22 protein-coding genes are annotated in these 23,512 nt (G+C 29.7%); 12 read left to right on the top strand and 10 right to left on the bottom strand.

All coding sequences use genetic code 11. The features are described from left to right. Positions 1-548, top strand: a 548-nt coding sequence (locus tag I1A51_RS17275) for a histidine kinase (protein ID WP_196896149.1), incomplete at its 5' end; no start/stop codon positions are given. A 287-nt stretch (positions 549-835) separates the two neighbouring features. Here I1A51_RS17275 and gdhA read toward each other — a convergent pair. Together gdhA and I1A51_RS17265 are read right to left on the bottom strand one after the other, a co-directional pair. Continuing rightward, positions 836-2,179, bottom strand: a complete 1,344-nt coding sequence (gene gdhA, locus I1A51_RS17270) for an NADP-specific glutamate dehydrogenase (RefSeq protein ID WP_196896147.1) — start codon at positions 2,177-2,179, stop codon at positions 836-838. 319 nt (positions 2,180-2,498) lie between these two features. After that, the gene (locus tag I1A51_RS17265) at positions 2,499-2,861 is read right to left on the bottom strand and encodes a YraN family protein (protein WP_196896145.1); all 363 of its coding nucleotides are present in this window, start codon (positions 2,859-2,861) and stop codon (positions 2,499-2,501) included. 114 nt (positions 2,862-2,975) lie between these two features. On the opposite strand from I1A51_RS17265, the gene I1A51_RS17260 reads away from it, so the two are divergent. Continuing rightward, positions 2,976-3,485, top strand: a complete 510-nt coding sequence (locus I1A51_RS17260) for an SH3 domain-containing protein (protein ID WP_196896143.1) — start codon at positions 2,976-2,978, stop codon at positions 3,483-3,485. Between the two features lie 60 nt (positions 3,486-3,545). Here I1A51_RS17260 and I1A51_RS17255 read toward each other — a convergent pair whose 3' ends face one another. Next, positions 3,546-4,463 (bottom strand): S66 peptidase family protein, encoded by a 918-nt coding sequence (locus I1A51_RS17255; RefSeq protein WP_196896141.1) that lies wholly within the window; start codon positions 4,461-4,463, stop codon positions 3,546-3,548. Positions 4,464-4,834: 371 nt separating this feature from the next. On the opposite strand from I1A51_RS17255, the gene metG reads away from it, so the two are divergent. Then, a complete protein-coding gene (metG, locus tag I1A51_RS17250; RefSeq protein WP_196896139.1) occupies positions 4,835-6,895 on the top strand; it encodes a methionine--tRNA ligase in 2,061 nt (686 codons plus the stop codon). Positions 6,896-6,977: 82 nt separating this feature from the next. On the opposite strand, the gene I1A51_RS17245 is transcribed toward metG, so the two are convergent. Together I1A51_RS17245 and I1A51_RS17240 are read right to left on the bottom strand one after the other, a co-directional pair. Continuing rightward, complete coding sequence (locus tag I1A51_RS17245) at positions 6,978-7,346, bottom strand: DMT family protein (RefSeq protein WP_196896132.1); 369 nt, start codon at positions 7,344-7,346, stop codon at positions 6,978-6,980. Between the two features lie 59 nt (positions 7,347-7,405). Next, positions 7,406-8,380, bottom strand: coding sequence for a DUF4837 family protein (locus tag I1A51_RS17240; RefSeq protein ID WP_196896131.1), 975 nt, complete (start codon positions 8,378-8,380; stop codon positions 7,406-7,408). 130 nt (positions 8,381-8,510) lie between these two features. On the opposite strand from I1A51_RS17240, the gene prs reads away from it, so the two are divergent. Together prs and I1A51_RS17230 are read left to right on the top strand one after the other, a co-directional pair. Continuing rightward, positions 8,511-9,347 carry a ribose-phosphate diphosphokinase gene (gene prs, locus I1A51_RS17235; RefSeq protein ID WP_196896130.1) on the top strand — a complete coding sequence of 279 codons (837 nt, stop codon included), beginning with the start codon at positions 8,511-8,513 and terminating at the stop codon, positions 9,345-9,347. An 11-nt stretch (positions 9,348-9,358) separates the two neighbouring features. Beyond that, positions 9,359-10,087, top strand: a complete 729-nt coding sequence (locus tag I1A51_RS17230; RefSeq protein WP_196896129.1) for a metallophosphoesterase family protein — start codon at positions 9,359-9,361, stop codon at positions 10,085-10,087. A gap of 100 nt (positions 10,088-10,187) precedes the next feature. On the opposite strand, the gene ccsA is transcribed toward I1A51_RS17230, so the two are convergent. From ccsA to I1A51_RS17205, 5 genes are all read right to left on the bottom strand, one after another. Next, complete coding sequence (ccsA, locus tag I1A51_RS17225) at positions 10,188-10,991, bottom strand: cytochrome c biogenesis protein CcsA (RefSeq protein ID WP_231374068.1); 804 nt, start codon at positions 10,989-10,991, stop codon at positions 10,188-10,190. Beyond that, entirely contained in the window at positions 10,988-12,232 is a 1,245-nt protein-coding gene (locus tag I1A51_RS17220; RefSeq protein WP_196896128.1) for a cytochrome c biogenesis protein ResB, read from the bottom strand. Before I1A51_RS17220 ends, ccsA begins: the two co-directional genes overlap by 4 nt. Positions 12,233-12,390: 158 nt before the next feature. Next, positions 12,391-13,884 carry an ammonia-forming cytochrome c nitrite reductase gene (gene nrfA / locus I1A51_RS17215; RefSeq protein WP_196896127.1) on the bottom strand — a complete coding sequence of 498 codons (1,494 nt, stop codon included), beginning with the start codon at positions 13,882-13,884 and terminating at the stop codon, positions 12,391-12,393. After that, on the bottom strand, positions 13,874-14,509 hold the full coding sequence (nrfH, locus tag I1A51_RS17210; RefSeq protein WP_196896125.1) for a cytochrome c nitrite reductase small subunit: 636 nt from the start codon (positions 14,507-14,509) through the stop codon (positions 13,874-13,876). Before nrfH ends, nrfA begins: the two co-directional genes overlap by 11 nt. 80 nt (positions 14,510-14,589) lie before the next feature. Next, complete coding sequence (locus I1A51_RS17205; protein WP_196896123.1) at positions 14,590-15,849, bottom strand: alginate export family protein; 1,260 nt, start codon at positions 15,847-15,849, stop codon at positions 14,590-14,592. 143 nt (positions 15,850-15,992) lie between these two features. Between I1A51_RS17205 and I1A51_RS17200 the strand changes: the two genes are divergently transcribed. The 7 genes from I1A51_RS17200 (at position 15,993) to I1A51_RS17170 (ending at position 23,393) form a co-directional block, all read left to right on the top strand. Beyond that, positions 15,993-16,772, top strand: a complete 780-nt coding sequence (locus tag I1A51_RS17200; protein WP_196896122.1) for a patatin-like phospholipase family protein — start codon at positions 15,993-15,995, stop codon at positions 16,770-16,772. 73 nt (positions 16,773-16,845) lie between these two features. After that, positions 16,846-18,195, top strand: a complete 1,350-nt coding sequence (locus I1A51_RS17195; RefSeq protein ID WP_196896121.1) for a TlpA family protein disulfide reductase — start codon at positions 16,846-16,848, stop codon at positions 18,193-18,195. 160 nt (positions 18,196-18,355) lie between these two features. After that, on the top strand, positions 18,356-18,688 hold the full coding sequence (locus I1A51_RS17190; protein ID WP_196896120.1) for an ArsR/SmtB family transcription factor: 333 nt from the start codon (positions 18,356-18,358) through the stop codon (positions 18,686-18,688). Between the two features lie 2 nt (positions 18,689-18,690). Continuing rightward, positions 18,691-19,164 carry a DUF6428 family protein gene (locus tag I1A51_RS17185; RefSeq protein ID WP_196896119.1) on the top strand — a complete coding sequence of 158 codons (474 nt, stop codon included), beginning with the start codon at positions 18,691-18,693 and terminating at the stop codon, positions 19,162-19,164. An 18-nt stretch (positions 19,165-19,182) separates the two neighbouring features. Continuing rightward, complete coding sequence (locus tag I1A51_RS17180; protein ID WP_196896118.1) at positions 19,183-19,599, top strand: arsenate reductase ArsC; 417 nt, start codon at positions 19,183-19,185, stop codon at positions 19,597-19,599. 288 nt (positions 19,600-19,887) lie between these two features. Beyond that, a complete protein-coding gene (locus I1A51_RS17175) occupies positions 19,888-20,862 on the top strand; it encodes a ribonucleotide-diphosphate reductase subunit beta (protein ID WP_196896117.1) in 975 nt (324 codons plus the stop codon). A gap of 146 nt (positions 20,863-21,008) precedes the next feature. Further along, positions 21,009-23,393, top strand: a complete 2,385-nt coding sequence (locus I1A51_RS17170) for a ribonucleoside-diphosphate reductase subunit alpha (protein WP_196896116.1) — start codon at positions 21,009-21,011, stop codon at positions 23,391-23,393. Positions 23,394-23,512: the final 119 nt, after the last annotated feature.

The raw sequence follows: 23,512 nt of genomic DNA, 5'->3' as shown, positions 1-23,512 counted from the left end.
AAAATGATGTAGAGAAAGCTTCTGACTATATTACAAAATTTTCAAGATTAATTAGGGAGATACTCAATAATTCCTCTAAGTTAATCGTTTCATTAAAAGAGGAACTTGAAATTCTCAATATTTGTATTAAGATTGAGCAACTTAGAGTGAAAGGCGGATTTGATTTTATCTTAAATATTTCACCTGAAATAGATTTAGCAAAAATCAATATTCCTCCTCTTTTTCTTCAACCTTATATAGAAAATGCTATTTGGCATGGACTTGTAAAAGCGGATGATGAAAAACAAATAATTTTGAATATTGAAAAAAGAGATGAAAATATCATTATTGAAATTATCGATAATGGAATTGGAATTGAAAAGTCAAAAGAATTAAAAAGAGAAACTTTAAATAGAAAAAAATCTTTTGGAACTTTTGCCACTAGAGAGCGAATAAAACTACTTTTTAAAGGCGAAGATATTGATGTAAGCATCACTGATCTTAAAATCTACGGAAAAAGAGGTACAAAAGTCACTATGAATATTCCTGTAGAATTTGCTGTTTATTAATAAAACTATACCATTTATTAATTTATATTATTCATTTATTAAATATAGACTTTATACGTTATCAATTTTACTATCTTTGATAATGTAAGAAATAAGGTATTAAAGTTTAGTTGTTTAATATTTTATAATAAAATTAAGAGATTAAAATAAACAATAGGTAAATCTTTGGGGTTGATTTATTTATGCCTCGGTTGCTTTTAGTAATCGAGGTTTTTTTATGCATAAAAATCAACAAAAAAAGCTACCTCAAATGAGATAGCTTTTCAATATTTTATCGAAATGTTTGATTAAACAACTCCTTGGTCAATCATTGCATCTGCAACTTTTACGAATCCAGCGATGTTTGCTCCTAATACATAATCAACATATCCGTTTTCTAATGTTCCATATTGAACACAAGAAGCGTGAATATCATTCATGATTTGGAATAATTTAGCATCAACTTCTTCACGAGTCCAGTTATAACGTAAAGAGTTTTGAGACATCTCTAATCCAGATGTAGCAACACCTCCTGCGTTAGAAGCTTTTCCAGGTGAGAATAATACTTTAGCAGCTTGGAAAATAGCAATCGCTTCTGGAGTAGTAGGCATGTTTGCTCCTTCAGCAATACATAAAACTCCATTGTCAACTAATTTCTTAGCTTCTTCTCCGTTTAACTCATTTTGAGTTGCACAAGGTAAAGCGATATCAGCTTTTACTTCCCATGGTCTTTCTCCTGCGAAGAACTTAGCATTTGGATATTTCTCAACGTACTCAGAGATTCTTCCTCTCTTCACGTTCTTTAATTCCATAACGAAAGCTAATTTATCAGCATCAATTCCTTCTTCGTCATAAATATATCCAGAAGAATCAGAGAAAGTAAGAACTTTAGCTCCTAATTCCATAGATTTTTCAGCAGCAAACTGAGCTACGTTTCCTGATCCAGAAATAGCAACTGTTTTACCTTCGAAAGAATCACCTTTAGTTTTTAACATGTTTTCAGCGAAGTATACAGTTCCATATCCAGTTGCTTCAGGACGAATTAATGAACCTCCTGAGTGCATAGCTTTTCCTGTTAATACTCCTGTAAACTCGTTTTTAAGTCTTTTATATTGTCCAAACATGAATCCAATCTCACGTCCACCAACTCCGATATCTCCAGCTGGAATATCTGTATTAGGCCCAATGTGACGGAATAATTCAGACATGAAAGATTGTGTGAAACGCATTACTTCAGCATCTGATTTTCCTTTAGGATCGAAATCAGAACCTCCTTTTCCACCTCCCATTGGAAGTGTTGTTAATGAATTTTTAAATACTTGCTCGAATCCTAAGAATTTTAAAACACTTAGGTTTACAGTTGGGTGAAAACGTAAACCTCCTTTGTATGGTCCAATTGCAGAATTGAACTCAACACGGAATCCTCTATTTACTTGAACTTCTCCACTATCATCAACCCATGGCACACGGAACATGATCACACGCTCTGGCTCTACCATACGCTCTAATAACTTTTTACCTTGATATTTAGGGTTATTCTCTATAAATGGGATAATTGTTTCAGCAACTTCTTTTACAGCCTGTAAAAATTCTGGCTCATTTGAATTACGCTCTTTAACGTAATCCATGAAAGCATTTATTTTAGATTCCATAATTTAGTATATGTTATTTTGTGTTTTCAACATTTTGAATGCAAATATACATCTAAAATTCAATGTGCTATACGATAATTTTTCTTTTTTAAAAGGAAAAACTATAAAAATATATTTTCTAGAATTAACGTGTTTTATATAATGTTTAATTTTTCATTTAAAATTTATTTATTTAAAACAGTATTCTTATTTTTTTATGAATAAAAATTAAAAAATAACGCTATTTATTACATAATATTTTTTCTAAATTAGAATCGATTATTAACATATTATTTGTGAAATTGTTGAAAATTCGTTCTCTTTTTTTATAAAATCCCCCTTATTCAAAGTAAAAAAATGCATCTTCTAAATGCTCAATTTCCATTTTTGATTTATTTAAAATAATTGCAATTATATCAAATCGAACTTCAAAATCTATCTCTTTTTCATTCAAATAATAATCCATCGCTAAGACCTGTAATCTGATTTTTTTTGTATTTACAAAATCTTGTGGATTTCCAAAAAAAGCAGAATTTCGTGTTTTTACTTCTACAGCACAAATTGTTTCTCCTTTAATAGCAATGATATCAACTTCTGCTTTTCTGTAATAAAAATTTCGCTCTAAAATTTTATATCCTTCCTTAAGTAAAAAATCAACAGCAATTTGTTCTCCTTGTTTTCCTAATTCATTATGTGTAGCCATTTTTTGTTTTTAAATAAATATAGAAAATAAACTTATTTCTTCAATTACGGGAAACCGTAAAATTCATTCTGAAAGATTCTTTTATTTTACCAAAATTTAAAATCATAAACTAAAATGAAGAATTTTACTTTTATCCTTTTCAGTATTTTTTTCTCTATTTCAATCAGTAATATTTCCGCACAATCAATCGAAAAAAATCTAGAAATAGCCATGTGTTGTGTTGGTGAAGATGGAGGAAGATGTGTTGGAAAATCAAATTGTACCGCTTGTAAAAATTGCTCTCGATGTAAACATTGTAAACAAAATGGTGGAAGTTGTGGTGTATGCGCAGGAAGATCTTATTCCAAAAATAGCACAACTAAAAAAGCTTCTCCAACTAAACCTACTGGATTGCATTTTTCTGATCAAAAAAAATCAGATACTTATTTAAAAATAATGTATGTAACAGCACAATTTTGCAGTTTACAATCAAAGCCGAGTAATGATGCTAGTTCAAAAATGAATTTAAATTATGGTGAAGAAGTTATCTACTTGGGAAAAAAAGGAGATTGGATTAAAGTAAAAGTAAAGATAAATTCGAAAATTGGTTATGTAAAAAGAAAAAATGTAGAGTTCAAAAGGTAGAATCAAAAAACCTCCATTTTAAAATAAATGGAGGTTTTTATATATAATTTTTCAATATTTTTAAAATTGAATCTTCACATTTTGTTTTGTAATATTCATATCAATTGTTCTTCCAATAAAAATTGCTCTATTGTCTGGTTCATGCCCAGCTGGAAAATCAAAACAAACAGGAATATTATATTTTCCAACAATTTCTAAAACGATTTCTTCTAAATTATTTCCAAATTCAGGATGGTTTTTTCGAACTCTTGAAATATCTCCTACAATTATTCCTTTACAATCTTTAAAAAATCCAGCTTTATCTAAAGTAATCATCATTCGATCGATATGATATAAATATTCTCCTACTTCTTCAATAAAAACAATCTTATTTTTTGTGTCAATATTTAAAGGTGTTCCAACTAAACTATATAAAATAGAAAGATTTCCTCCTACCAATTCTCCAGAAACTTGTCCTTCTTTATTATAAATAGAACTTGGAAGAGAATAAGATAAATTTTCTCCAAAAATTGCTTTTTTGAAAGTAGAAATAGTATGTTTTGTTTTAGAAGCTTCCGCCATTAAATTTACTGGCATCATCGCATGAAGCGTTTCAAAACCTAATTGATTAATCTTATTATGTAGAACTGTTAAATCAGAAAAACCAACAATCCATTTCGGATTTTTCTTGAATTTTGTAAAATCTAAATCATCAACTATTCTAACTGTTCCATATCCTCCACGAGCAGCCCAAACAGCCTTAATAGATGGATTATCTAAACCTCTTTGTAAATCTTTTAAACGATTTTCATCTGTTGCTGCAAAATGATGATGTTTTTTAAAAACAGCATCTCCAACAATTACTTTTAAACCCCAACTTTCTGCTAATTTCTTTCCTCTTTCAACAAAAGCTTTTGTTTTTATCACTCCAGCTGGAGCAATAATCATAATTGTATCTCCCTCTTTTAAATAAGGAGGTCTAACTAAATTTTGCGACATATTTTTTTCTGATTTTGTTGAATTTTCATTGCTTTTTGTACTTGATGTAGCTGTATTGCAACTCAACAAAGTAATTAGTGAAATAAGTAAAATTTGAAGTTTAAAAATTCTCATAAAAAAGTTTTCGTAAAAATACATTTTTTTAATAAAGTTTATAAATAACTGTTTTAATCTTTTAAATCAAAAAATGAATAATTCTTCTAAAAGATAGATTTAATCGAAAACTACTTGTCAAAGCTTTTGTTTTCTAAGCATTTTAAATTCATCTCTGAGACAAAGTAAATTAGCTTTTATTTTAATTAAAAAGTTTAAATCAGTTCGGTGAGAAGTTTATGCTTTTTCTTACTTTTGCAGGACAAGAAATTTAGAATATGACAAATCAAAAGAAATATACAATTACTGCAGCGCTTCCTTATACAAATGGGCCTGTTCATATCGGGCATTTGGCAGGAGTGTATGTTCCAGCAGATATTTACTCAAGATATTTACGTCAAAAGAAGCAAGACGTAGTCTTTGTTTGTGGTTCTGATGAACACGGAGTTCCTATTACAATTAAAGCAAAAAAAGAAGGTGTTTCTCCTCAAGATGTTGTAGACAAATACCATGCTATTATCAAAAAATCTTTCGAAGATTTCGGAATTTCTTTTGATAATTATTCAAGAACTTCTGCGGAAATGCATCACAAAACAGCTTCTGATTTCTTTACAAAATTATATGAAGAAGGAAAATTCGTTGAAGAAGTTACAGAACAACTTTACGACGAAGAAGCAAAACAATTTTTAGCAGATCGTTTTGTGATTGGAACTTGTCCAAAATGTGGAAATGAAGAATCTTACGGAGATCAATGTGAAAAATGTGGAACTTCTCATAATGCAACAGATTTAATAAATCCTAAATCTGCAATTACTGGAAATGTTCCTTCTTTAAAAGAAACAAAACATTGGTATTTACCATTAGATCAACACCAAGAATTCTTAAAAGAATGGATTTTAGAAGGTCATAAAGATGATTGGAAACCAAATGTACTTGGACAAGTAAAATCATGGATTGAAGATGGTTTACGTCCAAGAGCTGTAACCAGAGATTTAGATTGGGGAATTCCTGTTCCTGTTGAAGGAGCAGAAGGAAAAGTACTGTATGTTTGGTTTGATGCACCAATCGGATATATTTCTGCAACAAAAGAATGGGCAGAAAGAGAAGGTAAAGATTGGGAACCATATTGGAAAGATGAGAATACAAAATTAGTGCACTTTATTGGAAAAGATAATATCGTATTTCACTGTATTATTTTCCCAAGTATGTTAAAAGCGCATGGAGAATATATTTTACCAGAAAATGTACCAGCAAATGAATTTTTAAACTTAGAAGGAAATAAACTTTCTACTTCTAAAAATTGGGCTGTTTGGTTACATGAATATTTAGAAGAATTTCCTGGAAAGCAAGATGTTTTACGTTATGCTTTAACAGCAAATGCTCCAGAAACAAAAGATAATGATTTCACTTGGTCAGATTTCCAAGCTAGAAATAACAGTGAATTAGTAGGAAATTTAGGGAACTTTGTAAATAGAGTTATTGTTTTAACAAACAAATATTACGATGGAATTGTTCCTTCTCCAAATGAATTTTCAGATGTTGATTTAGAAGTTTTAGAAGAAATCAAAAACTATCCTGGAATTATTGGTAAATCAATTGAAAGATATCGTTTTAGAGAGGCTTCTCAAGAGATGATGAATCTTTCAAGATTAGGAAATAAATATTTGGCAGATGAAGAACCTTGGAAACAAGTAAAAGAAAATCCTGAAAGAGTAAAAACAATCATGTATGTTGCGCTTCAAGTTACTGCTGCTCTTACAACGGTTTCTGAACCATTTATTCCTTTTACAGCAAAAAAACTTCAAGATATGTTGAAGATTGAAACTCTTGGTTGGGATGAAATTTCAGAAAAAGAAGTTTTAATTCCTGCTGGTCATCAAATTCAAACAGGAAAACCAGAAGTTTTATTTTCAAAAGTAGAAGATAAAGATGTACAAGCACAATTAGATAAATTAGAAGCAACAAAATTGGCAAACGAACAAGCAAATAAAGTCGTAGAAGCAGAGAAAGAAACAATTACTTTCGAAGATTTTACTAAAATGGATATTCGTACAGGAACGATTATCGAAGCAGAAAAAATGCCAAAAGCAAAGAAACTTTTGGTTTTAAAAGTAGATACAGGAATTGATACAAGAACAATCGTTTCTGGAATTGCTGAAAGCTTCAAACCAGAAGATATTATTGGAAAAAAAGTGAGTGTTTTAGTGAATTTAGCTCCAAGAAAATTGAGAGGTGTGGAAAGTCAAGGAATGATTTTAATGACAGAAACACAAGATGGAAAACTAAGTTTCATTCAAGCGGAAGAAGATAATGTAAGAAATGGAGAAATGATTTCATAAATATTCTTTTCTTAAAACATAAAAAACACCGAAAGTCAATTTGATTTTCGGTGTTTTTATTTAAATATATTTTTAATTAAGCTTATTTTTTAAACATAAAATAAACAGCTAAAACAAGAAATATAAATCCTACAATATGATTCCATTTTAATCTTTCATCTTTAAAGAAAATCACTGTAAAAATGGTGAACATAACTAATGTTATTACTTCTTGAATTACTTTTAATTGTACTAAAGAAAATGGTCCTCCATTATCTTCAAATCCAATTCTGTTTGCAGGAATCATTAAACAATATTCAAAAAAGGCAACTCCCCAACTCAAAACAATAATAGAAAATAAACCTAATTTGTGAAACCATTTATATTCTACCAATTTTAAATGTCCATACCACGCAAGAGTCATGAATGTATTGGAGAATATCAATAAAAAAATTGTTACAATTCCTCTCATTTAGCTGCTTTTAAATTAGACACTTATCTAATTTAACTTTTTTCAGCCAAAGAAAAAAACTAGTTAATTTTTAATGTTTTCAAAATTGCTTCTAATTCAAACATTTGATCTCTTTTCTCTGACATCGGAGCAACTGTAAATCCTTCAACAACAATCATTCGGTTATTTGCTTTGTCAACTATTGTATAATTAATAAAAGGTCCAGCTAAAAAATCATTGAATAATTCCCATTTTCCTTTAGTTTCGTAAGCTTTTTTACCATCAATCATCACTTCAAAAGTATGTGGTGTATATGCAGCTTCTGTAATCATATAACTTCCTTCAGAAGAGCCTGGAATATGAACTTTTCCAATAGAATCTCTTTGCTTTGTAATATTATCACCTAATAAATCTTTGTCATTTAAAATTGGATAACTATAAACTAAAAGATTCATTGTTCCTTTTGAATATTGCTTACGCATCCAAAGGAAATCTCCTGTATCATCAACTAATCTATATTTTCTTGGAATTTCTAATTTGATATTTAAATCTTTCAACGTTTTCAATTCATCATCTTTCCAAAGACTTTCTTTTCTAAATTGATTTTGAAGAATTTTAATATCTGATTTTTTAAACTCTTGAACAATATCTTCTTTATGTTTAGCAATTTGTTGCAACAAAGAGTTTTCTGAAGTTCCAATAATTTGCACTAATTTTTGTGGAGTTGCATATACATCTGAAGCAACATCATAAGTATCTTTTTTTCCTAAATCGATATAAAGAATATTACGGTTTGCTTTAAATAATTCATCAAAATCTTTTGTAGAAACTTGTGAAACTCTAAACTGATTTTCCTCTTGTGGTAAACCTAAAACTGGTTGTTTTATAATTTCACGAATAGAATCTCCAACACTTCCCTTCCACTCTGCCGGATCCATTACAATTAATATATGATTTGCACTTCCATTTGAAGAACCTAGAATTAATTCCTGTTTTTTGTTAGTACAACTTATTGTTATTAATAATAGTAGAAGTATACTATAAACTCTTTGCATGATAGATTTTTTTTAGTTAATAATTTTCCGCCAAACAAACCAAATATTATTCCAAATTACAAGTTTTTTTTTGTAAATATTGCGATTCTTTAAAAAATATTTTAATTTAGCGTAAAAAGAACGCAAAAAAATGAACTATTTACATTTAGATCCAAAATTCCATCCTTTTAAGAAAAGTATTGAATATAATTACTTTACATTTTCTGGTGGTGAGCCTAGTATTTTAATTTCAGAAAATTTTGATATTTCAAATCCAATTACAATTACATGTCGAATTCAAGAATTTAATAATATTGGAAAATTACTTTTAGCAGTAGATGCGCTAAAACGTTTGAATATTCAGGAAATACATCTTTTAATTCCATATTTTCCTGGAGCGAGGCAAGATAGAATCATGCAAAAAGGAGAAGCTTTTACAGCTAAAATTTATGCAGATTTAATCAATAATCTTTCTTTTAAATCTGTTTCTATTTTTGATGTACATTCGGAAATTACACCAACATTATTACACAATTGTAATTCTATTTCTAATATAAAATTTGTGCAAAAATGCCTTGAGAATTTTAACGATGATTATTTTTTAATTTCTCCAGATTTAGGAGCTTCAAAGAAAATTTACAATGTTGCGAGAGAATTAAAAAATGAAAACATTGTTTTTTGTCATAAAAATAGAGATGTAAAAACAGGAAGAATCACACATACAGAAGTTTTTAAAGAGAATTTAGAAGAAAAAACTTGTGTTGTAATTGATGATATTTGTGATAAAGGAACTACATTTATCGAAGTTGCAAAAGAATTAAAAAGAAAAAATGCAGGAAAATTAATTTTGATAATAAGTCATGGAATTTTCAGTGCTGGATTTGAAACATTGTTTCAATATTATGATACAATTTTTACAACAGATAGTTTTAAAACCCATCCAAAAACCGAAAATTTACAGCAAATCAATTTTGAAACCTGTGTCTAAAAAAATATTATATGAAAAAAACTTTTGTCATTGGTGACATACATGGAGGTTTAAAAGCATTAAAACAAGTTTTAGAAAAAGCTCCGATTACTAAAGAAGATACGCTAATTTTTTTGGGTGATTATGTAGATGGTTGGAGCGAGTCTTCGGAAGTAATTCAGTTTTTAATTGATTTAGAAAAGAAACAACATTGTATTTTTATTGAAGGAAATCATGATTTATGGTGTAAAAATTGGTTAAAAAAAGCTGAAAAACCCCTTGTTTGGTTAATGCATGGCGGGGAAGAAACGATTAAAAGTTATCGAGTAAATATGAATATTTCATTACAAGAACATCTTGATTTTTTTAATCGAATGGTCAAATTTTATATCGATGATGAAAATAGACTTTTTATTCATGCTGGATTTACCTCAACTTATGGACCTCAACATGAAAAAAATATAGAAACTCTAAATTTTGATAGAACACTTTGGGAATTAGCTTTAGCAACACAAAAAGATTTAGATGAAGAACATTATTATTATCCAAAACGTTTAAAACTTTTTAAGGAAATTTTTATTGGACATACACCAACAACTAGATTTTCTGTTTTTACTCCAATGCATGCGATGAATGTCTGGAATGCAGATACTGGCGCTGCTTTTAATGGAAAATTATCCATCATGGATATTGATACAAATGAATTTTGGCAAAGTGATTCTTTACCTAGTTTATATCCAAATGAAAAAGGAAGAAATTAAACTTAAAAAAATAAATACAAAAAACCACAGCAACTGGGATTACTGTGGTTTTTCTTTCTAAAATAATCTACCTATCTAAACTATAACTAAAAGATATATATTACGTTTGTGTATATGTGTGAACACTTGCTTGTGCTACGGGTAAATAATTTACACCAAACCAACACACAATTAATACCACGAAAGCCAAAGCAAGTATTGTTAATGCTTGTTTATTTTTTTGCGGATGAAAATACCTGTAATGGATATATATCAAATATCCCATCCACGTTAAGAAAGCCCAGACTTCTTTTGGATCCCATGTCCAATAATGTCCCCATGCTTCTTTCGCCCAAAGAGCTCCGAAAAGAAGTCCAAGCGTCAAAAATGCAAATCCTATATAAACTAAGTTATCTGCTAATTGAATTGTTGCAATGTCAAATTTTTGCTTCCGAATTCCTATAAAACCCTTAATTGCAACAAAACTTGATGCTGCCAAAACAGCGTATGAAAATAAATAAACCAAAACATGTGGAATAAACCATGGACTTTGCAAAGCTGGCATTAATGTCTTGGAATAGGTTTCAGGATTTAAATAATTAATCACTAAAAACATTCCAGCCATTCCCATACTATATGCTAAGAACCACTTAAACTTCCAACGAAAATATGTTAGAAATCCAACTAATGGTAAAAATGTTGCATACCAAAGTCGAGTTTCACCAAGAGTTCGCATTGGTGGTCTATCTAATTCTATCCATAAATCTTTTATGAAATAAATTAAAACAAACCATCCTATTGAAAAGAATGCAAAACTCCATTTTATAAATTGTTCTTTTTTATATGAAATTCCTAAGAATATAAATCCGATAATCCAAAGTCCTATAATACTCATAGAAAACAATGGGAAGTCCAACCAAGTCATTTTGTTTCTTTTTTAAATTTATTACCCATCCAAAACATATAGACAGCTCCTGCTATCATCATAAAAACTCCTGTGTAGATTACAGGTAACCACGGATCACGAACCAACTCGATTACACTCAGAGTTGACCATTTTCCCATGGCGTCGTCATAACTTAATTGGTATAATTTATATCCTTTATAACTGTAAGGCTTATTAACTTCCAAAGTAGTTTCAATTCTTGAACCATCTATATTTAAAATAGAAATATCAGAACTAAATTTTTTTGCTTCTGGAATTGTCATTACCATAGAATATTTAGCATCAATTTTTAAAGATTCAAATGGGTGACGAAAGCTTCCACTAGAAATCCAACCTTTTACAGTATCTTTCGTTTTTGTATTAATAACTTCAATTTCAGCCGAAGGTGGCGAACCTTGTTCATTTACAAAAGCATATCCATTTTCAATTCTTCCAGATGATTCTAAGAATTTTAAAATGCGAACATGATATTCTTCAAAATTGTACACTTTTCCACTATCAATTAAATAAAGATTTTTTCCATTATTGTGTACTAATTCTCCTTTTTCATTATCAACTAAAGCTAATTTTGGATTATATTCTTCAATTTTAAAATCTTTCAAATAAATCGCAAAAGGAAGTTCAACTTTTTGATTATTCATATCTAATGCATGAATACTTGGCGAACCTTCATAAGTATCTAAAGAAAGTCTTTGTAAATCACCTGAACCAACAATTCCAGCAAAAAGAGCTAAATAAAGTCCTAAATGATTTAAAACAAATCCGAAATTTTTCCATTTTAATTGTGCAATTCTTTTAATTGTCACTAATCCTAGACATGTTAAAAAGAAAATAATAATCAGTAAAAAAGCCCAATGAGTTGTAATATGGTTTAATCCTAATGTATTTACAAGAGCATTTGTAGAATTAATCTGAGGGAAAATTCCCATTAAAAGAACCATAAATGTAACTAGAACAATACTTGTAATAGAAGCAGGAACTTTTAATAACCATCGTACAATTTGATTTTTTGAAAACCATTTGTAAAGGATTACCAAAATAAGGTTAAATCCTAAAAATATGTATAAGTTGTAAGGAAAAACAAGTTCAAATGCACTTTGTCTTCCAACGAACATTTCGAGTGCGAATCCGGTCAGTAGTAAACCTATTCCAATGATGAAAGATTCGGTATATCCCCATGGATTCTCCCACAACATTCGCTTTTCTCTGTCGGGTTTCATACCTAATGTTTTTTATAGTAGTAGTTAATAAATCTTTTAAACAGTTTGGTTTAATTAAGAGGGTTGATTTTTGTAATATTTTGTTTAAAAGAGCTAAAAAGAAATTGAGCTTGCTTGCAACAAACAAGCTCAATAACTAGAATGCATAATTCAAAAAATTAATTATAGGCAGCTTCACGTTTTTTTGCTTCTTCTTCCCATTTTGGCAGTAATTCCTTTTTGAATCTTTCCTTATCAGCTTTTAATTTTTCCATCGGCAATCCAATGAATTTTTGAGCTTTTTCTTTTGTTTCAATATCTGGATAAGGAACTTCTCCTTCAAATCCAAGTTTGATTAATAATCTTGATAATTTAATACGAGCTTCTTGTGTAACATCAATTCCTGTAGAAATAACTCTTCCTAACTCAACTGGTGCGTGGAAAGAACCTCCGTGAGATGCAGCAGCATAATCCCAACGCCATTGTCCATGACGAATATCTTGTAAGATATCTTTCATTTGCTCTTCTGTTGCTCCTAAATCCCAACATTGCTTAGCTTCTACATGAGCTTGTACTAATAATTCTTCTAATTTATCTCTGTTTTCAATGATCTTATCTTGGTTTGAGAAAACGTTTGCGATTAATTCTTTCTCTTCTTCTCTGTGACAAACTTGACAAGAATTAGCCACATTGTTTAAAGGAGATTGAATATGGTGATCTGTGAATTTTTGTCCACCTTCTGTTTTATAAGGCATATGACAATCCGCACAAGAAACTCCTCTTTTTCCATGAATTCCCATTTGGTGAACTTCATATCCTGGATGTTGTGCTTTTAACATTGGAGCTTTACTTAATTTATGCACCCAATCCACATGTTGAATACTATCATAATATTCTTCCATGTCTTCTACTGTTTGTCCTTTATCCCATGGGAAAGTCAAATAAGGTGTTTTTTCTTTTCCAGGAATTTTTTTATCAAAGTAATATTCTACGTGACATTGTGCACAAACTAAAGAACGCATTTCATTATGAGAAGCTTTATTAATATCTTTTCCTTGACGTTCGAAAGCTTCAATTAAAGCTGGACGAGTAATTTTCAAGTTCATCGTCTTAGAATCATGACAATCAGCACATCCAATTGGATTTACGATTTCTGGTCCTAATCTTGACCATTTTCCTTTATAAAATTCTTCTACTCCATCTTCATTCATTACTCTTGGAACATCTGGTGATTTACAAGTCCAACAAGTTGCTGGCATTGGTCCATCATGATCTCCTGTTGGAGCTCCAGTTCTTAAAGAGTTTTGTAAATCTTCGATTGCATAATAATGACCTCTACCTTGTGTATAATCTTTAGAGAATCCATATCCAGCCCAAAGTACTACCAATCTTGGATCAACTTCTAACATATCAATCACTGCATTTCCATTATATTTTGATCGGAAAGTTGTATCAGCTGTTTTATAATACGATTGAAATTCTCTTGGGAAATTTTCTCCCCACACTTCATTTCTTGGTTCTAGATCATTTATTTCAGTCATTGGCGTATAAGCAAATTTTGCTTCCATTTTACGCTCAGAGATTGAAGAAATCAACAATCCAAGTAAGAATACTATCACTAAGGATCCTAGGAATAGTATCCAATTTATCCAGGGTTTTCTCTTATTGCTCATTGTCTTCGGTTTTTTGTTCTTCTTTAGTTTCTTCTTTATTTTCTTCGACTAGTTTTTTCAACCAATCTGGTAATGTTTTTTGGTGTTCCATCGGAATTTTTCCGTAGTATTTTGTAGAAGAAAGACTGTGTACTTTTCCATGTGGAACTTCTTTATGACATTCCCAACATTTTCTGTCTTTTCTACTATCATTGTGGCTCTCTACCCAAGAACTCAATTTAGCATCTGTAACTTGATCTTGGTGACAACGGATACAGTTATCTTGAACAACTTCAACTCCTGCATCTTTCATTCTGATTACTTCAGGCTCGTTTCTTAAAAGAAATGCGCTTGCATGTCCAAATCCATCTTTAGCTTTGAAAGCATATTTTTTCAGAACGTTATCTTGTGGTACGTGGCAATCATTACAAGTTGCCCATTCTCTATGCGAACTATTTGTCCAAGTAGTATATTGAGGTGTCATTACGTGACAGTTTGCACAAGTTTTCGGATCATCTGATAGATAAGAAACCGCTTTTGACTCAATAACTGCATATAAAGAAAGTCCACAAAAAGCACCTAAAAGAATGAAGGCAGGTACTCGCCATTGCTTTGGTGGCTTCAAAAATTTTAGTAACCTTTTCATATCTTTTAATGTTTATTTGTTTAAAACTTATTTTGAAACTAAACCCATCCTAATTGATAGGCTTAGTTTTGAGATTTCTTTTATTTACTTGTGAAAAGAGTTGGTTTAATTACAACCATAACCCATCCCCAATTATTTGTATTTCCGTCAAAGTTTCCTTTTAACACTTCCATTCCTTCTGAAGCAAACATTTGAGAATAACCAGCCTTGAAAATCACATCTTTTTTAAATTTATATGCATAAACTAAATCGATTTCATTTCCTAAGTCTTTTTTGTCATATCCTTCCAATTCAGCAGCAGCGGAGAAATTATGAAATGCAATCAGTAAATTAGACTTAGTGTTCAGTTTAAAATTAGCTTTTAAATAAAGGTCTAATAATCCCACATTATTCGCATGATTTCCAACATAGAAGTAATCCATTAAACCGTTAAACTTGTGATTTGTACCATAGAAAGGAGTGAATGCTTTATTCTCACCATTTGAAGGTGCTCCATTATCATTACCACTTTGTAACTCAACACCAAGTCCTGTCTTTACCTTTTGCGTCCATTTGTAATTAGTCTCCAAACCAACTAGGTAAGCACTTAAATCGTTGTTCATCTTGTCTTTTCCGAACTGATAATATGCGTTTCCTAGTAAAGAAAATTTATTTTTATTGTATTTTAAGTGTGTTCCTACTGTTTGACTGTAACGAACTTCATTATTTTCTGAATTTTGTTCGTCTATATATTGTAAACCATTGTTTAAGAATAAGAAACTTGCTCCTAAATTATTCCAATCATTATGTAACCAAGCATATTGCATTGCTTTATAATTATTTGGAACTGTATATGTTGTATTTACTAAGTTTTCTCCATCTTGATTGAAAGCAAAACCTACATCTGTTCTAAAATTGTTCTTTTTATATTTAAAAACAGCAATGTCATGGCTTCTTCCTTGTGTAGCCCAATCTACATTTCCAAAAATTCTTGAATCATCATAAACTATTTCTTGACGACCTAATTTTATAGAGAATGTTGGATCTAAAGTTAAGTTTACCCAAGCTTGGTGAATTCCTACTCCATTTTTATCTGCAATATTTAATTGCTTTACATCTCCCCAAACTCTTACATCTTGTAAACTAACAAAAGCTTCTAAATAATCATTTTTATAATTAAATTTCAAACGAGTTCTTTGTGATACGAATGCTGCTGGATCTGTGTCATTTGGAAATAACGTTTTAAATCCATGTCTATATTCAAATCTTGGACGAATCTCTGCATCCACTTTAAACTGCGCAGCTGCACTTAAACTAAAGAGCATAATCCCTGCTAATACTAATTCTTTCACAAACCTCATAATATTTCTGATTTTTAATTACAGTGTAAAAATACCTTTTAGTCTTTTTTTTGAACATGACAAAAATCATGGATTATTAAGATGTCCTTTTTTTAACATTCGTAAAAAAATAGTAACTTAATTATGATATTAAGAAAGAGATTATGAAATACAGTAAAGGTTTGGTCTTATCAGGTGGTGGATATAGAGCAGTTGCTCATATCGGTTTATTGAAAGCTTTGAAGGAGCATAACATTGAACCTCAGGTGATTTCAGGCACAAGTGGAGGCGCAGTTGTTGGAGCATTATACGCTGCCGGCTATAGTGCAGACAAAATGTTAGAGTTTTTCCATGAGACGCCTGTTATAAAATTTTCTATAAGATCTTTGCGTCAAGTTGGATTTATAGATTCCAATAAATACATAAATATTCTTGAAAAGTACTTTCCAAAGAATAGTTTTGGTGCATTAAATATTCCTTTATTTGTTGCTACAACAAATATTTTAAGTGGAAAATTAGAATTCTATTCCAAAGGAAGACTAATTCAATATTTAATTGCTTCTTCTGCCTTACCTCCTATTTTCTCACCAGTTTCTTTAAACAACTCTCTTTATTCTGATGGTGGAATTTTAAATAATTTTCCTGTAGAACCATTACTTGATAATTGTAAATGTATTATTGGAAGTTATGTGAATCCTTTAAATCGTGTACATAAAAATGATGTAAATTCTACTTTAAAATTAACTGGAAGAGTTTTTCATATTGCTTTGGATGCACAGTATAAACAGAAATTTAAGCATTGTGATTTTATGTTTTTACCAAAAAAAATCTCTAATTATAGTATTTTAAAGAAAAGTAATATTGATGAAATTTTTGAAGTTGGTTATCATGCGGCAATTCAGCAAATGGATAAAATTAAAGCAAGTCTTTGTCCAGAAGAATAACAAATAATTGTTAAAAATAATTTTGATTCTAAACTTTTCATAACTTTCCTTTGTAAAAACTAAATAGTAAAATATGAAAAATATACTAAGTACTTTATTTTTTGCGTGTTTCACCATTTTTACTTTCGCACAAAGTAAAATTACAATGAAACTTACAAATCCTGAAGGCTATGAATGGGCAATTTTATATAAAATAATTGATGGACAACAAGAATTTATTCAAAATACAGAATTAAAAGATGCGAAATACACTTTTGATTTAGACAAAAATGCTACGAAAGGAGTTTATCGTGTTGCTTATTCTATGAAACAAACTGGAGTTATTGACTTTATTTATGACGGAAAAAATGTTTCATTTACAATTAATCCAGAAAATCCTTTTGAATCTATTTCTTTTGAAAATTCAGATGAAAACAAACTTTTTCAAGCTTATAAAACAGCAATTGTTTCTGAGCAAACCAAACTAGATCAATTACAAATTGCTTATTTTTCAGCTTCTTCAACGCAAGAAAAAACAGATTTAGAAAATGAATACAAACAAGATTTTAAATCATTAGAGGAAAAACAAAAATCTTTTGAAAAAGAATCGAAGAACACATTTGCACATCATTTAATTAAATCTAGCAGAAGATATTTTAGTCCAACTTTATATAAAACACAAGATGAATTCTTACAAGAATTTAAAAAGCATTATTTCGATTATGTTGATTTTTCAAATCAAGAATTAAACAAATCGAGCTTATTAATTGATAAAGTAATTGAATATGTTTTCTATGTAAATTCTTCAGAAGATAAAGCGATACAAAACAAGCTGTATGAAGAATCTATTCGAGATGTAATGCCAAAAATTGGCGATAATCTAACTGCTAAAACATATATTACAATTTCACTTCTTTATGCTTTCGCACAATTGGAAGATTATGAATTAATCAAATTGGTTTTAGATGATTATTATAAAAAACTTCCGAGTGCTTATGTGGATGAAAATGTGATTCAAGAAATGGAAGCTAAACTTAAAACAGCTCTTGGAAATGTTGCACCAAATATTTTTTGGAAAGAAAATGGAAAAGAAAACAGTTTAACAAAACTTCCTGAAGAGAAAAATTTTGTTATTGTTTTTTGGAGTACAACTTGCTCGCATTGTTTAAAAGAAGTTCCTGTTCTTTATGAAAAAACTAAAAATGTAAAAGACATAAAAATAATTGCGGTTGCATTAGAAGATGACGACAAAAAATATTCAGAATTTAAAGTGCAATTTAAAAATTGGATTAATGTTTACGGAGTTGGAAAATGGGAAAATCAATTTGCGAATGCTTATGATATTCATGCTACGCCAACTTATTTTATTTTAAATTCAAAGAAAGAAATTGTTGCAAAACCAAATACTTTCGAAGATGTTTTACAATATTTAAACATAAAATAAAACAAATTCACTCACCATATAATATTAAATGCTAGCAAGTTATTTGTTAGCATTTTCTTTTTAAAATCCTTATTTAACAATTTTTAACACAAGAATATAACAAAACATTTTTTTTATAATTTCTATTATCGTAATATTGCGATAATAAATTATTAAAGACATGGGAACAACTAAAACACAAGTTTTTACGGAGAAGCAAAATGAACTAGCAAACATTTTGAAAGTATTAGGACACCCGGCACGTTTGGCAATTTTAGAACAAATTGCAAAACAAGATAAATGTATTTGTAATGATTTTGTGTTAGAAATCGATTTAGCACAAGCAACAATTTCTCAACATTTAAAAGAATTAAAGAAGATAGAAATCATTCAAGGAACGATTTCAGGAAAGAAGATGTCATATTGTATTAATAAAGAACGTTGGGAAGCAATTCAAGGTATTATCAACCAATTTTTTAAACAAAATATTCAAACTAATAACTGTAGTATTTAATTATGAAAACAAGAGAATTCTATGAAATCATCAAAAGAAGTGGTGAAAAACCATTACTTTTTGAATATGCGACAAACGTTTTAGTTGGAGCAAATTACCATCTTACAGAAGTAAAAAACATTCTTGTAGAATCTGTAGATTGTGGCGCAGTTCCTCATAATTGGAAAGAAACTGTTTTACAACTTTGGGAAAATCCTTTAGAATTAGGAAAAACATCTTATATGACTTGCGCAAAAGCAGCATCTATCATGGATAAAGTTGATAAAATTCGACCAATTGATTTTGCAACAGAAGTAAAAGTAGAATATGGAAATAAAGTTTTTCATACAACACAATTAAATGTGCGAAGAATTTTAGAAACAGACAGATATGTTTTGATAAAATTAGCGACAGAAAAAACACAATGTAAAGCACCAGAATTATGTGGAGCACCTGAAGAAGAAAATAGTTGCGCACCAGGTTCTGGTTGTTGTTAAAAAATAAATCACGAAAAAATGAAAAACATATTAGTTCTTTGTACAGGTAATTCTTGTAGAAGTCAAATGGCAGAAGGTTTTTTAAGACATTATGCTGGAGAAAATGCAAAAATCTATAGTGGAGGAATTGAAACACATGGCGTAAATCCGAAAGCAATCAAATTTATGGCAGAAGAAGGAATTGATATTTCAAATCATACTTCAAATAATGTAAATGAATTTGTAGAGATTCCTTTTGATTACATTATAACAGTTTGTGATCATGCGCATGAAAATTGTCCATATTTTCCAGGAAAAGCAACAAGAATTCATCATAATTTTACAGATCCTTCAAAAGTTGTAGGAAGTGAAGAAGAAATTGCTGTTGCATTTAGAAAAACAAGACAAGAAATTAAAGAATTCAGTGAAAAATTTATTGCGGAAAACGTAAATTAAATTTTTCTTAAAATAGGTTAAAATCTGCATAATTTTTCTGAAATATTTTTGTTTAAAAGTTTCGGAAAAATAATTTGCAGATTTTTTTGATATATATAAAATACTGATTATCATTTTTTTACAAAAATTTTTTTTCTCTAAAATTTTGTTATTCTTTTTTCATTGTGAATAAATTGCGCTTTTTGTGAATAAGTACATCTTTCCTTGTATTTCTTTTTTTTTAAACTTTGTTCTAAGATAAAGTAAGAAAGAAAAAGAAAATATTAACGTACTTAAAAATCGATCAATATGAAGTCTACAATGGAGCCTATTTTACAGCCGAACGATAACAGATTTGTAATTTTTCCTATTCAACACCATGATATTTGGGAATGGTATAAAAAACAAGAAGCAAGTTTTTGGACAGCCGAAGAAATAGACTTACATCAAGATATTGTAGATTGGAAAAATAAATTAAATGATGATGAACGTTATTTCATCAAACATATTCTTGCATTTTTCGCTGCTTCAGATGGAATCGTAAATGAAAATTTAGCTGAAAACTTTATTAATGAAGTACAATATTCAGAAGCTAAGTTTTTCTATGGATTTCAAATTATGATGGAAAATATCCATTCAGAAGTTTATTCATTATTAATCGATACTTATGTTAGTAACGAAGTAGAAAAAGACAAACTTTTCAGAGCAATTGAAGTTTTTCCTGCAATTAAACTAAAAGCAGAATGGGCTTTAAAATGGATTGAATCAGATTCATTCGCTGAAAGACTTATTGCTTTTGCTGCCGTTGAAGGTATTTTCTTTTCAGGAGCATTTTGTTCAATTTTCTGGTTAAAGAAAAGAGGATTAATGCCAGGTTTAACTTTCTCTAATGAATTAATCTCAAGAGATGAAGGATTACATTGTGACTTCGCAGTTCACCTTCATAATCATCATGTGATAAATAAAGTGCCAAAAGAAAGAATTACAGAAATTATTACAAATGCTTTAGACATCGAAAGAGGATTCATCACAGAATCTTTACCAGTAAGTTTAATTGGAATGAACTCTAAATTAATGACACAATATTTAGAATTCGTTGCGGATCGATTATTGGTAGAATTTGGATGTGATAAAGTTTATAACTCTACAAATCCATTTGATTTTATGGAAATGATTTCTTTAGAAGGAAAAACAAATTTCTTCGAGAAAAGAGTTTCTGAATATCAAAAAGCAGGAGTAAAAAGTGGAGGAACTGGAAGTATTTCTTTTGATGCCGACTTCTAAAATCAACTGACGAAACAAAACATATTTTAATCATTTAACTATTGTTCTGACGAACAGTAGAAGTGCCTTGTATTGAAAAAATACAAAAAAATTATATGCCTATTCGGCAAGATATCTGTGTGTAAAATACTTAAATCTAAAAAATTATGTACGTAGTAAAAAGAGATGGCAGAAAAGAGCCAGTAATGTTCGATAAAATTACTTCAAGAATTCGTAAACTTTGTTATGGATTAAATAATCTTGTAGATCCTGTAAAAGTTGCCATGCGTGTTATTGAAGGATTGTATGATGGAGTTTTGACAACGGAACTTGATAATCTTGCAGCAGAAGTTGCAGCAACAATGACAACTTCGCATCCTGATTATGCAAAATTAGCTGCTAGAATTGCTGTTTCTAATTTACATAAAAACACTAAAAAATCATTCTCTGAAACCATGACGGATTTATATACTTATGTAAATCCTCGTACAGAGCAAGAATCTCCTTTATTAGCAGATGATATTTATGAAATTATTCAAAAAAATGCTTCTATTTTAGATTCTACAATAATTTATAATAGAGATTTTGGATATGATTATTTCGGATTTAAAACATTAGAACGTTCTTATCTTTTAAAAATAAATGGAGAAATTGTAGAGCGTCCGCAACATATGTTAATGCGTGTTTCTATCGGAATTCATAAAGAAGATATTGAAGCTGCTATTGAGACATATGAATTAATGTCTAAAAAATATTTTACGCACGCTACTCCAACACTTTTTAATTCTGGAACACCAAAACCTCAAATGTCTTCTTGTTTCCTATTACAAATGCAAGATGATAGTATTGAAGGAATTTATGATACTTTAAAACAAACAGCAAACATTTCACAATCTGCTGGTGGAATTGGTCTTTCTGTTCATAATATTAGAGCAACAGGTTCTTACATTCGTGGGACAAATGGAACTTCTAATGGAATTGTTCCAATGTTACGTGTATTCAATGACACTGCAAGATATGTAGATCAAGGTGGAGGAAAACGTAAAGGTTCTTTCGCTGTTTATTTAGAGCCTTGGCATGCGGATATTTTTGAATTTTTAGATTTAAAGAAAAATCATGGAAAAGAAGAAATGCGTGCAAGAGATTTATTCTATGCAATGTGGATTTCTGATTTATTCATGAAGCGTGTGGAAGAAGATGCAAATTGGACTTTAATGTGTCCGAATGAATGTCCAAATCTTTACAATGTTCATGGTGATGAATTCGAAGCTTTATATACAAAATATGAGCAAGAAGGAAAAGGTAGAAAAGTAATTAAAGCCAGAGAACTTTGGGAGAAAATCTTAGAATCTCAAATTGAAACTGGAACTCCTTATATGTTGTATAAAGATGCAGCAAATAGAAAGTCAAATCAGAAAAATTTAGGTACAATTCGTTCTTCTAATCTTTGTACAGAAATCATGGAATATACAGCAAAAGATGAAGTTGCAGTTTGTAACTTAGCGTCTTTAGCACTTCCAATGTTTGTAGAAGAAGATGAAAATGGAATGAAATTCTTCAACCATCAAAAATTATTTGATGTAACAAGAAAAGTAACAAAAAACTTAGATACTGTAATTGATAGAAATTATTATCCAGTTAAAGAAGCAGAGAATTCAAACTTTAGACATCGTCCAGTTGGATTAGGTGTACAAGGTTTAGCAGATACTTTTATCAATTTAAGATTACCTTTTACAAGTGAAGAAGCAAAAGTATTAAACCAAGAAATTTTTGAAACAATTTACTTTGCTGCTGTAACTTCTTCTATGGAAATTGCAAAAGAAAAAGGAGCTTATTCCACTTTTGAAGGTTCACCAATGTCTAAAGGAGAATTCCAATTTAATATGTGGAATATTTCTGAAGATGAATTAAGCGGAAGATGGAATTGGAAAGATTTAAGAAAAAAAGTCTTAGAACATGGTGTTCGTAATTCTTTATTAGTTGCACCAATGCCAACTGCTTCTACTTCGCAAATTTTAGGAAACAACGAGGCTTTCGAACCTTATACTTCTAATATCTATACAAGAAGAGTTCTTTCTGGAGAGTTTATTATCGTAAATAAACATTTATTAGAAGATCTTGTTGATTTAGGTCTTTGGGATAATGAAATGCGTGAAGAAATCATGAGAGCAAATGGTTCTATTCAACACATTGATAAAATTCCAAAACCTTTAAAAGAATTATATCGCACTGTTTGGGAAATGAGTATGCGTGATATTATTGATATGGCTCGCCATAGAGGATATTTCATCGATCAATCACAATCTCTAAACTTATTTATGGAAAATCCAGATTATGGTAAATTAACTTCAATGCATTTCTATGCTTGGAAATCTGGATTAAAAACTGGAATGTATTATTTACGTACGAAAAGTGCTGTAAATGCTATCAAGTTTACGCTTAAAAGTGAGAAAAAGCAGACGCAAGATGAGCCATTAACCCCACAAGAATTAAAAACAATGATTGAGCAATCTAAAAATGATGCGGATGATTGTGTAATGTGTGGGTCTTAATTATATTTTTTAATAATTTAATTTTTGCAAAAAAACTAGAACAAAAAATGTTCTAGTTTTTTTTATTTCATGTAGTAACATAAACTTCACATTATTAATACTTTAATCAAGTTTTGATA

Source organism: Aureivirga marina, from assembly GCF_015767265.1.
GTDB lineage: Bacteria > Bacteroidota > Bacteroidia > Flavobacteriales > Flavobacteriaceae > Aureivirga > Aureivirga marina.
Note: the sequence above shows the minus strand (reverse complement) of the source record. Positions and strands in the feature narration are given on the sequence as shown.